The 15,594-nt window shown below is 70.4% G+C and carries 12 protein-coding genes; all 12 read left to right on the top strand.

Going from position 1 to position 15,594, the window contains the following annotated elements:
- Positions 1-20 precede the first annotated feature (20 nt).
- Positions 21-1,592: an XrtA system polysaccharide chain length determinant gene (locus tag WD341_RS02085; RefSeq protein ID WP_368423751.1), complete on the top strand. Its 1,572-nt coding sequence runs from the start codon at positions 21-23 to the stop codon at positions 1,590-1,592.
- 42 nt (positions 1,593-1,634) lie between these two features.
- Positions 1,635-2,696 carry an AAA family ATPase gene (locus WD341_RS02080; RefSeq protein WP_368423750.1) on the top strand — a complete coding sequence of 354 codons (1,062 nt, stop codon included), beginning with the start codon at positions 1,635-1,637 and terminating at the stop codon, positions 2,694-2,696.
- A gap of 84 nt (positions 2,697-2,780) precedes the next feature.
- A complete protein-coding gene (locus WD341_RS02075) occupies positions 2,781-4,145 on the top strand; it encodes a TIGR03016 family PEP-CTERM system-associated outer membrane protein (RefSeq protein WP_368423749.1) in 1,365 nt (454 codons plus the stop codon).
- Complete coding sequence (locus WD341_RS02070) at positions 4,145-5,431, top strand: XrtA/PEP-CTERM system-associated ATPase (RefSeq protein WP_368423748.1); 1,287 nt, start codon at positions 4,145-4,147, stop codon at positions 5,429-5,431. Before WD341_RS02075 ends, WD341_RS02070 begins: the two co-directional genes overlap by 1 nt.
- Positions 5,394-6,386: an XrtA system polysaccharide deacetylase gene (locus WD341_RS02065; RefSeq protein ID WP_368423747.1), complete on the top strand. Its 993-nt coding sequence runs from the start codon at positions 5,394-5,396 to the stop codon at positions 6,384-6,386. The genes WD341_RS02070 and WD341_RS02065 overlap by 38 nt, the downstream gene beginning before the upstream one ends.
- A gap of 13 nt (positions 6,387-6,399) precedes the next feature.
- The gene (locus WD341_RS02060) at positions 6,400-7,473 is read left to right on the top strand and encodes a FemAB family XrtA/PEP-CTERM system-associated protein (protein WP_368423746.1); all 1,074 of its coding nucleotides are present in this window, start codon (positions 6,400-6,402) and stop codon (positions 7,471-7,473) included.
- A 7-nt stretch (positions 7,474-7,480) separates the two neighbouring features.
- A complete protein-coding gene (locus WD341_RS02055; protein WP_368423745.1) occupies positions 7,481-8,737 on the top strand; it encodes a TIGR03087 family PEP-CTERM/XrtA system glycosyltransferase in 1,257 nt (418 codons plus the stop codon).
- A gap of 15 nt (positions 8,738-8,752) precedes the next feature.
- Complete coding sequence (gene xrtA, locus WD341_RS02050) at positions 8,753-10,300, top strand: exosortase A (RefSeq protein ID WP_368423744.1); 1,548 nt, start codon at positions 8,753-8,755, stop codon at positions 10,298-10,300.
- Positions 10,301-10,314: 14 nt separating this feature from the next.
- Entirely contained in the window at positions 10,315-12,288 is a 1,974-nt protein-coding gene (locus WD341_RS02045) for an XrtA/PEP-CTERM system amidotransferase (protein WP_368423743.1), read from the top strand.
- On the top strand, positions 12,288-13,235 hold the full coding sequence (locus WD341_RS02040) for a glycosyltransferase family 2 protein (protein WP_368423742.1): 948 nt from the start codon (positions 12,288-12,290) through the stop codon (positions 13,233-13,235). Before WD341_RS02045 ends, WD341_RS02040 begins: the two co-directional genes overlap by 1 nt.
- An 8-nt stretch (positions 13,236-13,243) precedes the next feature.
- The gene (locus tag WD341_RS02035) at positions 13,244-14,443 is read left to right on the top strand and encodes a glycosyltransferase family 4 protein (protein ID WP_368423741.1); all 1,200 of its coding nucleotides are present in this window, start codon (positions 13,244-13,246) and stop codon (positions 14,441-14,443) included.
- On the top strand, positions 14,440-15,525 hold the full coding sequence (locus tag WD341_RS02030; RefSeq protein ID WP_368423740.1) for a polysaccharide deacetylase family protein: 1,086 nt from the start codon (positions 14,440-14,442) through the stop codon (positions 15,523-15,525). The genes WD341_RS02035 and WD341_RS02030 overlap by 4 nt, the downstream gene beginning before the upstream one ends.
- The last annotated feature ends 69 nt before the right edge of the window (positions 15,526-15,594 follow it).

The following is a 15,594-nucleotide window of genomic DNA, read 5'->3' as shown; positions in this document are numbered from 1 at the left end:
GCATCCCGATGAACGAGGGCTTGTCGCAACTCGTACGCCTGCTCCGGTTCTACGCCTACGGCCTGTGGGACCGACGCTGGACGATCGCAGTCGTCGCCTGGGTGGTGTGCCTGGGCGGCTGGCTCTGGGTCGCCTCGATGCCCAACCGCTATACCTCGACCGCGCAAATCTACATCGACACCCAGTCCCTGCTCGGCCCCCTGATGGAGGGGCTGGCGGTGAGGCAGGACATCGAGGCGCAGGTCGACGTGGTCCGCCGCACGCTGTTGTCCCGGCCGAACATGCAGGAGCTGGCGCAGGTCACCGACCTGGACCTGCGAGCCGACACGCCGGCTCAACTCGATCGCCTGCTGGAATCGCTCTCCCAGAACATCCAGCTGCAGACGCAGGGGCCGGCACTGTTCCGCATCAGCTACAACAGCACCTCCCCGGAGCTCTCGCAGCGCGTCGTCTCAGCCTTGTTGAACATCTTCGTCGAGCGCAACCTCGGTGCTTCGCAGAGCGACGCGGACAAGGCCGAACGGTTCATCAACGAGCAGATCGCCCGACACGAGCGTGAGCTGCGGGAGGCCGAGCAGGCCGTCGCCGAGTTCCAACGGCAGCACGCCGGCGAGCTCGGCGGCAGCGATCGGGCCCTGCGCCAGATAGACGTGCAGACGACCGTCGTTCAGCGCCTGCAGGAGGAGCTGTCGTCTCTGAACTGGTCGCGCAATCAGCTGCGGATGCAGCTGGCGGAGACCCCGGAGTTCACCACGAGCACCACGGCCGGCGGCTCCTCTCCGAAGCAGCGGCAGCTGAGCCAGCTCCGCGACGAGCTGAACGCGCTGCTGCTGACCTACACCGAGCGGCACCCGGACGTGATCTCTAAGCAGAACCTGATCAACCGGCTCCAGAGCGAAGTCGGCTCGGGCGGCCGCGGTTCCTCGACGACTCAGGCGCCCAATCCGGAATACGAGGCCCTGGCCTCGGAGCTTAGGCGGGTCGAGGGCCAGATCCAGGCGACGGAGACGCGCATCGGGAACGCCCAGGCCCGCATGGAGGACCTGGAGACGCTGATCGAGCAGACCCCCGAGGCCCAGGCCCAGTTGACGCAGCTGACCCGCGACTACGACACGACCCGGCGCAACTACGAGACCCTGATTTCGCGCCGGGAGTCGGCGCGCATGGCACGCGACATGAAGGTGGAGACGAGCGCCGTCGAATTCCGGGTGGTCGAGCCGCCGATCGTGCCCGCGACGCCGAGTGGACCGCCGCACGGTCTCTACATGACGGCGGTGCTCTTCGCCGGGCTCGGTGCCGGCATCGCGCTCGCCCTTCTGAGGCTGCAGCTCGCCGGCGGCTTCCAGACCAGCGATGCGCTGGCCCGGAGCTTCGGCCTGCCCGTGCTCGGCAGCGTCAGCAAGATCAGGTCGCGCAGCCTTCCCGGAACAATGGTTCAGGGGTCGGCGTTCGTGAGTTCCGTGCTGGCTCTACTGCTGGTCTTCGGAGGGGTGCTCTACCTCTACCAGTTCAGCGACGACCAGCCCGACGTCCGGAGCCTGCTTTCGGGGTTGAACGGTAGCCTGATGGAGCAGGGCCGGCGCCTGCTCTGACGCCCGCGCGATTTCTTCAGCACAATTTTTTCCAGGATGGCCATGAGCATCATCGACAAGGCGGCGAGCAAGCGGAGCGGGGCCGGCCGATCCTCCCTGATCGACCGGGCGATGTCCCGCGGCGCGACGACCCCGACGCCGGATCCGACCCCGGCAGCCGGGCCCGTCTCCCCGTCGGCCTCCAATCCACCCGCAGCCGCGACTGCTTCCGCCGCGGACACGGCGGCGCCGATTGCGCCCGCTGCAAGTCCGGGAGCACGCGTCCAGGAGACCCCGCAGGCCGTCGTGCGACGGCGGCCGGCCTCGACCTCCAGCAGGAGCTTTCGCCCCGACTGGGACGAGCTTGAGAACCAGCGCCTGATCGGGCCCTCGCGCCACGCCAGGCGCCTCCAGCGCGAGATCCGGACGATCAAGTCGCGACTGATGTCGAGCCTCGACTTCTTCGACGTCAAGCGCGGTACGCGCGGGCGCAGCGGCCAAAACCTGGTCCTGATCACCTCGGCCCGGCAGGGCGAAGGCAAGTCATTCCTGGCGATCAACCTAGCCCTCAGCCTAGCGCTCGAGGATCGTATCCATGTGCTTCTCGTCGACGCCGACGCGATGCAGGCCAGCGTCACCAAGTTCTTCAAGATCGGCAGCGAGGAGAAAGGCCTCCTCGACCGGCTGGTCGATCCCAACATGGACCTGTCGGATGCGCTGTGGCGGGCCGAGAACTCGACACTGTCCGTCCTGCCTGTCGGGCGGTGCACCGCCAGTCCCACGGATCTCTTCGGCAGCCCGGCGATGACGCGGCTGCTCGAGGAGCTGTCAAACCGCTACCCCGACCGCCTGATCCTCTTCGATGCGCCGCCGATCCTGGCAACGCACGACCCGATGGTGCTCAGCAAGCAGATTCAGCAGATCCTGATGGTGGTGGAAGCCGGCAAGACAACCGAAGCGACGATTCGCACCGCGCTCGACGTCCTGGGCCACAGAGATCGCCTCAGCCTCGTCCTCAATCATTGTACAATCAAGGGCGACGAGGTTCAGTCCATGAGCTACGGCTATGGGCATTCGCTGTATCAAGGCGGCACGGCAGCGTCGAGAGGACAGGAAGCGGCTTGACGCGGCCGAGGTGTTCGCCCGGGGGGGAGACACGGAGTGTTCAGATATCACGGCCTGACAGGGGCAGCGCTTGCGGCGTGTGTAATGATCGGCAGCAGCCCAGCGGCGGCGGCCGACGTGCGGGTAACCAAGTCGATTGGGAGTAGCCTTACGGTGACCGACAACGTCGATCTGGCACCCGACGGCGAGGAGGAGGGCGCTTTGATCACATCCGTGTCGCCGTCCGCCAGCGTGATCGTCGACGGCAACCGGCTAGACCTGCTGTTCAGCGGCACCGTCGCCCTGCGCCATTTCTCGAACGACGACAGTTTTCTGGTCGACCAGAACGTCCTGGGCGCCGCCACCGCCGAGCTGTGGGAGGACTGGCTGTACCTCGACCTCGAGGGCTCCTCGAGCCGCCAGCTGCTCGAGCCGGCGAGCCGCGTTTCGGCCTCCGGTTCCGGCCGCGGCGACCGCGAGAGCGTGACGGTGCTGGAAGCCAGCCCCTATCTCGCCCATTCCTTCGGCAACTGGGCCGACGGGGAGCTGCGCTACCGGCGCATCGAGACCTTCGCGGGATCGGGCGACACCACCCAGGAGGAGCAGCGCCTGGAGCTGCAGAGCGGCAGCCGCTTCACCCGCACCCAGGGCGCGCTGCTGCTCGAGCATATCCGCGACGAGGGCGACTCCGACGACGACGGCTTCGCCAGCGACGACCTCGAGCGCTCGACCGCCATGGTCTCCGGCAAGTACGCGGCCTGGCGCCAGTTCTCGCCGACCGCCAAGCTCGGCTACGACGAGATCGATTCGGAAAGCTCGCGCGACCTCAGCGGTCCCTTCTATCAGGTCGGCTTCGACAGCCGCCCGGGTCCGCGTACGGAATTTTCGATCGGCGTCGGCCAGCGCTACGGCGGCCTTTGGGTCGAGGGCGACTTCGCCCACGAGATCACGCCGCGCCTGACGCTGACCGGCGCCATCAACCGAGTCCTGGAGTCGAACACCGACCGCAGGCGCGACCGGCGTCGCGAGAACGTCTTCGACCCGGTGACGGGCGAGCTGGTGATCGGGCCCGGCCCGGAGGACCTGATCGAGGACAGCCAGAGCGGCGTGGCGGTCACCTGGCGCGGCGATGTCGGCCTCTCGGGCCTCTACGGCCGCAACGCGCTCAACCTCGGGTTCGTCTACATCGACCGCGAGTTCGACACCCGCAGCGAGACGACCTATGGGCTGACCGGCCTGTGGTCACGCCAGCTATCGCGGACCTGGAGCAGCCGGCTGTCCGGCTTCGCGACCCATGTCGACGACGAAGACAGCACCAACACCTTCGGCGCCCAGGCGTCGCTCGATTACCTTATCTACACGAACACCGTGATCTCCTTCGGCGTTTCGCACACCCAGCGCCACGCCAGCGAGGAGAGCGACGAGTACACGGAAAACACGGCCTTCGTCGCGGGCCGACTAAGGTTCTGATGCAGGACATCATCGAAGACTTCTATGGCCTGAGCTCCGCGCCCTTCCGACTGACCCCGGACCCGCGCTTCTTCGTCGATACCTCGGTGCACCGCAAGGCACTGAACTACCTCAACTTCGGGCTTGAGCAGGGCGAGGGCTTCATCGTCATCACCGGCGAGATCGGGGCCGGCAAGTCGCTGATCATCGAGCACATGCTCGCCGAGGTCGACCAGACCCGGATCGTCGCCAGGACGCTGGTCACCAGCGCCGTGGAAGCCGACGAGGCCCTGAAGCTCATCGTCTCGGCCTTCGACCTCGAGGTCGAGGAGCGCCAGAAGGCGGCGGCCCTGGAGGCCTTCTCCAGCTTCCTGCGGCGCCAGCACAGCGCCGGCAAGCGGGTCCTGCTGATCGTCGACGAGGCGCAGAACATCCCCAAGCGGACGATCGAAGAGTTCCGCATGCTGACCAACTTCCAGGTCGAGGGCCGCTCGGTCTTCCAGATCTTCCTGGTCGGGCAGCCGCAGTTCCGCGACATCCTGCTCGACCCGGACCTGGAGCAGCTGCGCCAGCGCGTCGTCGCCTCCTTCCACCTGCAGCCGCTGAACCAGGACGACACGCGGCGCTACATCGAGCACCGGCTTCGGCTGGTCGGGTGGCAGGACCGCCCGGCGCTGACGCCCGGCGCCTTCCGCGCGATCCACGAGGCGAGCCGCGGCCTGCCGCGTCGGATCAACCAGATCTGCGCCCGCCTGCTGCTGTTCGGCGCCCTCGAGGAGCTCGAGGAGCTGAACGAAGCCACGGTCGCAGAGGTGCTGGAGGACCTGCGCGGGGAGCTGACCGCGGAGCCGTCCGCCGGCCAGGCCCAGCAAGGCGCCGCGAACGGCGCGGCCAACGGCACGGCGCGCGCGCCGGCGGCCGACGGCGGCAGCGAGGGCCGCCAGAGGCTCGACCTCGAGCGGCGCCTGGAGCAGCTGCTGCAGCGCTACTCGATGGGCCCTGCCCAGGGGGGCGCCGAGGCCGGAGCCCTGGCCGAGCGGGTCGAGGCCGTCGAGCAGGCCCTGGCCGAGCTCAGCCGCGGCAAGGGGGGCTTCGCCGAAAAGCGCGAGCTGACAACCCTGCGCGGGCAGCTGAAGGAGATCAAACGCACGCTCGGCTCGCTCGACGAGCGGGTCTCGGCCGAGGAGGCGGCCCTCCGGCAGACCCTGCAGTCGCTGATCGAGTTCGTCGCCAAGGCGCCGCTCGCCACCCCCAGACAGGAGAACGCGGATGGACGTGTCCCCGGCGCGCTCGAACAGGATGCTTGAGGCGGCGGACTGGCAGGCCCCCGATTGGCAGGCCCCGGATTGGCAGGCGCCGGCGGGAGCGGCGATGGTCAATGCGCTCTCGGTCGACGTCGAGGACTACTATCACGTCTGGGCGCTGTCCGGCGCCTACCCGCGTGACAGCTGGCACCTTCCCGAGCGCCGCGTCGACGCCAGCACCCGGCGCCTGCTCGCGCTGTTTGAGCGGGCAGGGGTCAAGGCGACCTTCTTCGTGCTCGGCGTCGTCGCCGAGGAGTTCCCGGATCTGGTGCGCGAGATCGCGCGCGGCGGCCACGAGGTGGCGAGCCACGGGTACGGGCACCAGAAGGTCTTCGAGCTGACCCCCGAGGCCTTCACCGAGGACCTGCGCCGGACCAAGGACCTGCTCGAGGAGCTCGCCGGCCGGGCGGTGATCGGCTACCGCGCGCCCAGCTTCTCGATCTGCGAACGCACCCCCTGGGCCTACGAGTGCCTGGTCGAGACCGGCCACCACTACAGCTCCAGCCTGCACCCGATCGCGCACGACCACTACGGCGCGCCCGACCACCCACGCCACCCGGTGCGCTGCCAGCAGACCGGGCTGCTCGAGATCCCGGTCGCCGTGGTCGAGCGCTTCGGCAAGCGCCTGTCCTGCGGCGGCGGTGGCTTCTTCCGGCTGCTGCCCTACGCCTGGAGCCGCATGAACATCGCCCGCCTGAACCGGCTCGACGGTCTGCCGGCGACCTTCTACCTGCACCCCTGGGAAGTCGATCCGGGACAGCCGGTCGCCGAGCGGCTGCCGGCCCGCGCCAGGCTGCGCCACTACAGCCGCCTGTCGGCCATGGAAGGCAAGCTCGAACGCCTGCTGCGCGACTTCGCCTGGGACCGCATCGACCGCCGCTACGGCCTCGTGCACACTCCCGCCGTCCAGGTCGACAACGCCCCGGCCGCGGCGCCGCGCTTGGCTGCGACGGCCTAAAGCTATGTCCGCCATGCTCAAGCCCGAAATGCCGCCCGCGGCTTCCGCGACCCCGCCCGCCCTGCGGGTGCGCGCCGCCGAGGCGGCTGACCGCCCGCGCTGGGACGACTTCGTCGAGGGCTGCGAGGAAGCCACCTTCTTCCACCGCTTCGGCTGGTCGGAGGTCGTCCGCAAGGCGCACGGCCACCGCACCTGGTACCTGCTGGCCGAGCGGGAGGAGGCGATCGAGGGTGTCCTGCCGCTGGTGCTGGTCAGTTCGCCGATCTTCGGCAAGGCGCTGATCTCGACGGGCTTCACGGTCGGCGGCGGCATCGCCGCTGCGAGCGACCCGGCGCGGCGCCTGCTGGCGGAGCGCGCCGCCGAGATCGGACGCGAGCGCGGCGTCGACTACGTCGAGCTGCGTTCCGAGACGGCGGTCCTCGACGACTGGCTGGTCAAGGACGGGACCTACGCGGTCTTTCGCCGCCCGCTGGCCGAGGACGACGAGGAGAACCTGAAGGCGATCCCGCGCAAGAAGCGCGCCGACGTGCGCAAGGCGATCAAGTCGGACCTGAGCGTCGAGATCGACGCGCCGGTCGCGGAGGTCTACGCGCTCTATGCCGAATCCCTGCGCAACCACGGCACCCCAGTCTTCTCCCAGCGCTTCGTCGAGGCGATCCTCGAGGAGTTTCCGGACGCGACGGAGCTGTCGCTGATCCGCAAGGACGGCGAAGGGCTGGCCTCGCTCCTGAGCTTCTTCTTCCGCGACCAGGTGCTGCCCTACTTCGCCGGCGCCACCCCAGCGGCGCGCGGGCATCACGCCTTCGACTACCTCTACTGGACGCTGATGCAGCGGGCGGCGGCGCGCGGGGTTCGGATCTTCGACTTCGGCCGCAGCAAGACCGGCACCGGTTCCTACGACTACAAGAGGTTCTGGGGCTTCGAGCCGCAGCCGCTCAGCTACCAGTATCATCTGGTGCGGGCGCGCGCGCTGCCCGACGTGAACCCGCTGAACCCCAAGTACCGGATGATGGTGCGAACCTGGCAGCACCTGCCGCTGTGGCTGTCCAGGCGGGTCGGCCCCCTGGTCGCCCGGCAGCTGGGCTGAAACGCCGATGGACGAGATCCTTTTTCTGTCCCACCGGATTCCCTATCCCCCGGACAAGGGCGACAAGATCCGCTCGTGGCACGTGCTGCGCCACCTGGCGTCGCGCTATCGGGTCCACCTCGGCTGCCTGCTCGACGACCCGGACGACCGCGCGCATCTGCCGTTCCTGGCCGAGCGCGTCGCCAGCCTGCACGTGGAGGAGATCTCGCCGCGCCGCCAGAAGCTGCTCAGCCTGAGCGGCCTGCTGACGGGCGAGCCGCTGACCTTCGCCTACTTCCGCAAGGCCGGGCTGCGGCGCTGGGCGCGTCGGGTGATCGCGGAGCGGCCGCTGAAATTCGTCTACGTCTTTTCCTCGGGCGTCGCGCCCTTCGCCCTGGCCGGCCGCGGCGGCCCGCCCGTGATCGTCGACTTCGTCGACGTCGATTCCGAGAAGTGGCGGCAGTACGCCGAGGAGGCGAAGCCGCCGCTGTCTTGGCTGTTCGCCCGCGAGGCGCGGCTGCTCGAGCGCGAGGAACGGCGGATCGCCGAGCGCGCCGCCTTCAGCACCCTGGTCAGCGAGCCCGAAGCGGCCCTGTTCCGCTGCAAGACCGGGCTGGACGAGGCCGCCGTCGGCGCCGTCGGCAACGGCGTCGACCTCGTGCAGTTCGACTCCGGGCGGGACTGGGCCTCGCCCTTCCCGGCGGGCGAACGCAGCCTCGTCTTCACCGGGGCCATGGACTACCGCGCCAACGTCGAGGCGGTCGCCTGGTTCGCGCGCGAGATCCTGCCGCTGGTGCGCCGGCGCCACCCGCAGGCCGTCTTCAGCATCATCGGCGCCCGGCCCACGGCCGCCGTGCAGCAGCTCGCGGACCTGGAGGGCGTGCGGGTGACCGGGCGCGTCGAGAGCGTCTGCCCCTACCTCGCCCACGCCGAGGCCGTCGTCGCGCCGCTGCGGGTCGCCCGCGGCATCCAGAACAAGGTGCTAGAGGCCATGGCCATGGCCCGCGCCGTCGTCGCGACGCCCGAGGCGCGCGAAGGCATCGAGTGCGTCGCCGGTCGTGACCTGCTGGTCGCCGGCGAGCCCGGCAGCTTCGCCGCCGCGGTCTGCCGACTGCTAGAGGAGCCGGACCTCGTCCGCGATCTCGGTGCCGCGGCTCGGACCCTGGTCCGCGAGCAGTTCTCCTGGCAGGCCCGCGAGCGCGAGCTGGATCTCATCCTTCAACGCGCCCTGGAGCGCGCGGCACCGGGTGCGGATTGCTCCGCGCCCCTGGCCGTACCGGCATGACGGGAACCCGCCCCAATGACTGATTCGCCGCTCGCGCGGGTCCATCCGCATCCCCTGTCGAGCAGCGCCTGGCAGCGCAGCCTGACGGCCTACGCGGTCGGAGCGGCGCTGCTGCTGCTGGCCGGCCGCGAGGTCGTGGCAGCCATGATCGGCACCTGGTCGACGACCACGACCTATCACCATGGCTTCATCGTGCTGCCGATCTGCCTGTTCCTGGTCTGGCGGCAGCGGCGACGGCTCGCGCTGGTCGAGCCGACCGGCTCGGCCCTCGGCGCGCTCTGCCTTGTTCCCTTCGGCCTGCTCTGGGCGCTCGGCTCGGCGGGCGACGTCCTGTTCTTCCAGCAGCTCGGCCTGATCGGCCTGCTGGCCGGCCTGGTCCCCGCCCTGATGGGCTGGCGGGCTGCCCGGGTCCTGTGGTTCCCGCTGCTCTTCGCCTTCGCCATGGTGCCCTTCGGCGAGGAGCTGGTGCCGGCGCTGCAGGACGTGACGGCGCAGTTCTCGGTCCGCCTGCTGCGCCTGATCGGCATCCCGGTGTTCCACGAGGGCGTGCTGATCCAGACTCCGACCGGCTTCTTCGAGGTCGCCGAGGCCTGCGCCGGGCTGCGCTTCCTGATCGCCAACCTCGTCGTCGCCTTCCTGTTCTGCCACTTCACCTACCGGGTTTGGTGGAAGTGGGTGGCCTTCATGGCCCTGGCCACGATCATCCCCATCCTCGCCAACGGCCTGCGCGCCTTCGGCATCATCTACGTCGCCTACAAGACCGACAACACGGTCGCCGTCGGCGTCGACCACCTGGTCTACGGCTGGGGCTTCTTCACGATAGTGATGCTGCTTTCGCTGTTCGTCGGCAACCTCTTCGCCGACCGCGGCATGGCCGGCCTGGGCACGGTCGAGCCCGCGGCCGCGGCGCCGCGACCGGCGTCCGACCGGCGCCGGCTGGGCATCGGCTTCGCCGCGCTGGCGATCGCCGTCGCCCTGGCCGGGCCGGTCTGGGGCCTGCTGATGACCCGCGCCGCGGCGAGCGGCGAGGAGGCGCTGCCCACGCTGGCGTCGACCGGCTGGCCCTCGGCCGAGACCGGCGGCGCCTGGCAGCCGGAGTTCGCTTCGGCCGACGCGATCGAGCGTGCGCGCTACGAGGTCGAGGGCGTGCCGCTCGACCTCTACCTCGCCTACTACCGCTATCAGCGCCAGGGCGCCGAGCTGATCCACGGTTCCAACCTGCTGTTCGGCAAGGACTGGACGCGGGTCGACACCAGGACCTGGAGCGCCGAGATCGGCGGGCTGCCCGCGCCCGGACGCGTGTTCCGGATCGACCGCGGCGGCGAGCGGCGCCTGGTCGCCGTCTTCTACTGGATCGACGGCGTCTTCGTCGACGACGCCCTCAGCCTCAAGCTGCGCCAGGCCGCGGCCCGGATGCAGCTGCGCGAGGCGCCGGCTGCGGCCTTCCTGGTCAGCACGCCGGTCGTGAACGACGTCGAGAGCGCCCTGGAGCGGATTCGCCGCTTCCTGCAGCAGGCGGCGCCGGTGCTGCCGTCGCGGGCCGGCACCCGCGGCGCCGAGTAGCAGGGCTGACGGACATGTGCGGCATTGCGGGACTCTTCGATCTGCGCGGCCGGCGACCGCTCGACCCGGCGCGGGTGGAGCGGATGACGGCTGCGCTCGCCCACCGCGGTCCCGACGGCTCCGGCTTCCATCACGAGCCGGGCCTCAGCCTCGGGCACCGGCGCCTCTCGATCGTCGACCTCGCCGGCGGCGGCCAGCCGATGGCCAACGAGGACGGCACGGTCCTGACGACCTACAACGGCGAGATCTACAATCACGAGGCGCTGAGGCGCGAGCTCGCCGACGGCCATCGCTTCGAGACGCGCTGCGACACCGAGGTCCTGGTCCACGGCTGGGAGGAGTGGGGCGAGAGCCTGCCGACACGCCTGCGCGGCATGTTCGCCTTCGCGATCTGGGACCGGGCGGCCGACAGCCTGTTCCTGTCGCGCGACCGCGTCGGCGAGCGGCCGCTCTACTATGCCGTAACCCCCGACGGCCTCCTGGTCTTCGCCTCGGAACTGCGCGCCGTGGTCGTCGGCCTCGGCGGCGCGCCCTCGCTCGACAACAGCGCGGTGGCCGACTACTTCGCCTACGGCTACGTGCCCGATCCCAAGTCGATCTTCGCCGGGATCTGCAAGCTCGAGCCAGGGTACAGCCTGACGCTGCGCCGGGGACAGGCGGGCCGGCCGGAGCCGCGCGCCTACTGGAACATCTGCTTCGATCCGAGCGCGGCCGACGGCGTCGATCGCCGCGAGGAACTGGTCGAGCGGCTGACCGAGAGCGTCGCGCTGCGCCGGATGAGCGACGTGCCCCTGGGCTCCTTCTTGTCCGGCGGGGTCGACTCGAGCGGCATCGTCGCGCTGATGGCCGGCCTCTCCGACGCCCCGGTGCAAACCTCGACGATCGGCTTCGACGACCCGGCGGTCGACGAGCGGCCCTTCGCGCGGCTCGTCGCCGAGCGCTACGGCACCGACCACCTGGAGCGGACCGTCGCCGTCGACTCCTGCGCCATGATCGAGACCCTGGCGAAGGCGTACGGCGAGCCCTTCGCCGACAGCTCCGCCCTGCCGACCTACCTCGTCAGCCGGCTGGCGCGCGAGCGGGTTACCGTCGCCATGTCGGGCGACGGCGGCGACGAGCTCTTTGCCGGCTACCGGCGCTACTGGTTCTTCCTGATGCAGGAACGCCTGCGCCGGCACCTGCCGGAAGGCCTCCGGCGCGGCCTCTTCGCCCCGCTCGCGCGGCACTATCCGAAGCTCGACCGGGCGCCGCAGTGGCTGCGCGGCAAGTCGACCTTCGAGTCGCTGGCGCAGGACAGCGTCACCGGCTACTTCCGCAGCGTCACCGTGCTGCCGGACAGCGAGCGCCGGCGCCTGCTGACCGCCGATTTCCAGCAGTCGCTGGGCGACTACCGCCCCGAATCCGTGCTCGCCCGCCACGCCGAGCGGGCAGGGACCGACGACCCCCTGGGCCTGGCCCAGTATCTCGACTTCAAGACCTGGCTGCCGGGCCGCATGCTGGTCAAGGTCGACCGCGCGAGCATGGCCCACGGCCTCGAGGTGCGGCCGCCGCTGCTCGACCACGAGCTCGCCGAATGGGCCGCCGGGCTGCCGCTCGCCGACCGCATGGCGAACCGCGAGGGCAAGATCCTGGTCAAGCGCGCCTTCGAGCCGCTGGTGCCCGCCGAGCTGCTCTATCGCCGCAAGCAGGGCTTCTCGCTGCCGCTGGCGAAGTGGATGCAGCGCGGCCTCGCAGGCCGGCTCGACACCCTCGTCGGCAGCGGCAGGCTGGCCGAAACCGGGATCATCGACCCGGACGGGCTGCAGGCCGTGGTGCGCGAACACCGCAGCGGCGCGCGCGACCACAGCCAGGCGATCTGGAGCCTGCTGATGTTCGACGCCTTCCTGGCCCAGGACTGGGCGGCGGCAGGCGAGGCGGCCCAGGCGCCGGGGCCTGCCGACCTGGCGCCGCCGATCCGGACGGCCGAGCCGACGGCGGTGCGCCTCTGATGGTCCAGGTCAGCGTCGTCATACCCTGCTTCAACGCCGAGGAAACCATCGTCCGCGCCCTGAGCTCCGTGGTCGAGCAGCGCTTCGAGGACCTGGAGATCATCGTCGTCGACGACGGCAGCAGCGACCGGACGGTCGAGGCGGTCAAGAGCCTCGGACTGCCGAACCTGGTGCTGGCGGCGAACCCGGGGCGCAAGGGCGCCTCGGCGGCACGCAATCGCGGCATCGCCCTAGCCAAGGGCGCCTTCATCGCCTTCCTTGATGCCGACGACGCCTGGCTTCCGGGCAAGCTCACGGCCCAGCTGGCGGCCCTGGAGAGCAACCCGGCGGCGGTCTTCGCCTCGTCCCGCTGCATCGCCGTCAAGGAGGGGACCGAAGAGGAAAGCTGGCTCTACGACCGGCTCGAGCCCCGCTCCGGACCGGAGGTCTGGCGAACCCTGCTGGCCTACAACTTCATCGGCACGCCCTCGGTCGTGGTCCGGCGCGAGGCCCTGGCGCAGGCCGGGCCCTTCAACGAGGCGCTCAGGGTCGCCGAGGACCAGGATCTCTGGATCCGGTTGTCGATGGTCGGGGATCTCGCCTTCGTCGACCGCCCCCTGGTCCGCGTCTACCTGCGCGCCGGCAGCCTGTCGAACGAGAACGTGCTGTGGCGGGTCGAGAACGAGCTGGCGATGGTGCGGCGCCACGTCGCCACCCTCGGCTCCAGGATAACGCCCGCCGAGCGGCGGACCATCCTGGGCACCCGCTACACGCGGGTCGGCCGGCACCTCTACCTGACGCATCCGAGGCTCGGCCTGCAGCTCCTCTCCAAGGCGATCCTCCAGGGCGACAGCGTGCTGCCGAACCTCGCCTACCTGGTGATGTCGTCGCGGCCGGCGCTCTACGCCAAGCAGATCGTCAAGCCCATGCTGCGCTCGGCGCGGCGGTCCCAGAAGATCAAGTACTGAGGCCGCCGATGAGAATTCTCTACCAGCACAGGGTGGCCTCGGCCGACGGGCAGTTCGTCCATATCGAGGAACTGACGCAGTGCCTGCGCGCGCGCGGCCACGCCCTCGAGATGGTCGGCCCGAAGGTGTCGGGAGTCGGCTTCGGCACCGGCACCACGATGAAGTCGCGGATCAAGCGAATCCTGCCGCGGGCGGCCTTCGAGCTGCTCGAGCTCGGCTACAACCTGCCGGCCTTCCTGCGGCTCTGGCGCGCCTACAGGCGCGTCCGGCCGGAGGTCTTCTACGAGCGCTACGCGCTCTTCCTGCTGTCGGGCGTGCTGCTCAAGCGGCTGACCGGCGTGCCGCTGATCCTGGAGGTGAACGCGCCTCTCTTCGCGGAGCGGCGCGACCACGGCGGACTATCGCTGGTCTCGCTCGCGCGCTGGAGCGAGCGCACGGTCTGGCGCGCGGCGGACGCCGTGCTGCCGGTCACGGATGCCCTCGCCGACCATGTGCGCCGGGCCGGCGTGCCCGAGGAGCGTATCCTCGTCGTGCAGAATGGCGTAAATGAGGCGTTTTTGGCGGATCAGGATGGCGCGAGCCTGCGCGACGGGCTGGGGCTCCAGGGCAAGCTGGTGCTCGGCTTCGTCGGTTTCATCCGCGAGTGGCACGGGCTCGACCGGGTCATCGACTGGCTCGCCCGGCAGCCCGACAGGGAGTCGCTGCATCTGCTGGCGGTGGGCGACGGACCCGCGCTGCCCGCCCTGAAGCGGCAGGTCGAGGCGCTCGGTCTGACCGGCAACGTGACCTTCACGGGCGTGCTCCGGCGCGCCGCCTTGCCGCCCTATGTCGCGGCCTTCGACATCGCCCTGCAGCCGAGGGTCGTGGACTACGCCTCGCCGCTCAAGCTGTTCGAGTACATGGCGGCCGGCCGCGCCATCGTCGCGCCGGCGGCGCGCAATGTCCGCGAGATCCTGGAGCACGAGCGCAACGCCCTGCTGTTCGACGAGGCCGACCCCGAGGGCTTCGGCTCGGCGCTGCGCCGGCTGTGCGACGAGCCCGACCTGCGCGCGAGCCTGGGCGCCGCGGCCGCACGACACCTGCTGGCACGGGAATGGACCTGGGCCGCGAATGCCCGGCGGGTCGAGCAGCTGGCCGAGAGGCTAGGCGCGCAGCGGGTCGCCGGGACGAGCGCGCCCGCCGGACGGGAAAGCGAGGGGCGGCCATGATCCCCTGCGCACTCGCCCAGCGCCATCGGCGCCTGTCCGCACCGCTTCGTCTCGAGCGGCCGGCGCTGGTCGTCGTCGTCGACACCGAGGAGGAGTTCGACTGGCACAAGCCCTTCGACCGCGGCGAGACCTCGGTTTCCGCCATTGACGAGATCGGGCGCTTCCAGCGGATCTTCGAGGCCTACGGCGTGCGGCCGGTCTATGCCATCGACTACCCGGTCGCCGACAGCGACCACGCCGTCGAGGTCCTCGGCCGGCTGGTCGAGGACGGCCGCGCCGAGATCGGCGCCCAGCTGCACACCTGGGTCAACCCGCCCTTCGCCGAGGCGATCGACAACTTCAACAGCTATCAGGGCAACCTGCCGGCCGCGCTGGAGGCCGAGAAGCTGGAGCGCCTTGCCGGGCGCATCCGCGAGCGCTTCGGCCACCCGGCCCTGATCCACAAGGCGGGCCGCTACGGCTTCGGCGCGAACACGCTCGAGATCCTGCAACGGCTCGGCTTCCTGGTCGACATGAGCGCCACGCCGGCCTTCGACTTCTCGCCCGACGGCGGCCCCAACTACCTGCGCTTCGAGGACCGCATCGGCTGGCTGGGTCAGCCCGGCGGCGTTCTGGAGCTGCCGAACAGCGGCGGCTTCGTCGGCGGCCTGGCCCGCTGGGGCGCGCGCATGTTCGAGCTCAGCGGCCGCCCGGCCGGCCGCATGGCCCGCGCCGCGGGGCTGATGGCGCGCCTGCGCCTGGTCGAGCGGATCAGGCTGAGTCCGGAAGGCCATCGCTTCGAGGACATGAAGCGCTTCACCCTGAGGCGCCTGGGCCAGGGCCAGCAGTGCTTCGTCGTCAGCCTGCACAGCCCTTCCTCGATGGTCGGCGGCACCCCCTACTCGGCGACGGTGGCAGAGCGCGATGCGCTGGTAAGCAGGCTGGAGCGCTATCTGGCCTTCTTCATGGGAGAATTGAACGGGCAGCCGATCGGCCCGCTCGCCCTGCGGGCCCGGGCGCTGGAGCAGGACCGGCCGGCCGGTCTCGCCGATCCCCGCGGGGCGGGTGACCCCCGCGCCGCCATCGCCACAGGACGAAGCTGAGGGCCGCTTGCCAGTCCGAGCCTTGCACCGAACGGCCACGACCGCGGCCGCCCATCCATCAGCCTAGCC

This window comes from Tistlia sp. (assembly GCF_040905785.1).
Classification (GTDB): Bacteria; Pseudomonadota; Alphaproteobacteria; order Kiloniellales; family DSM-21159; genus Tistlia.
This window is presented reverse-complemented; position numbering and strand designations above follow the sequence as displayed.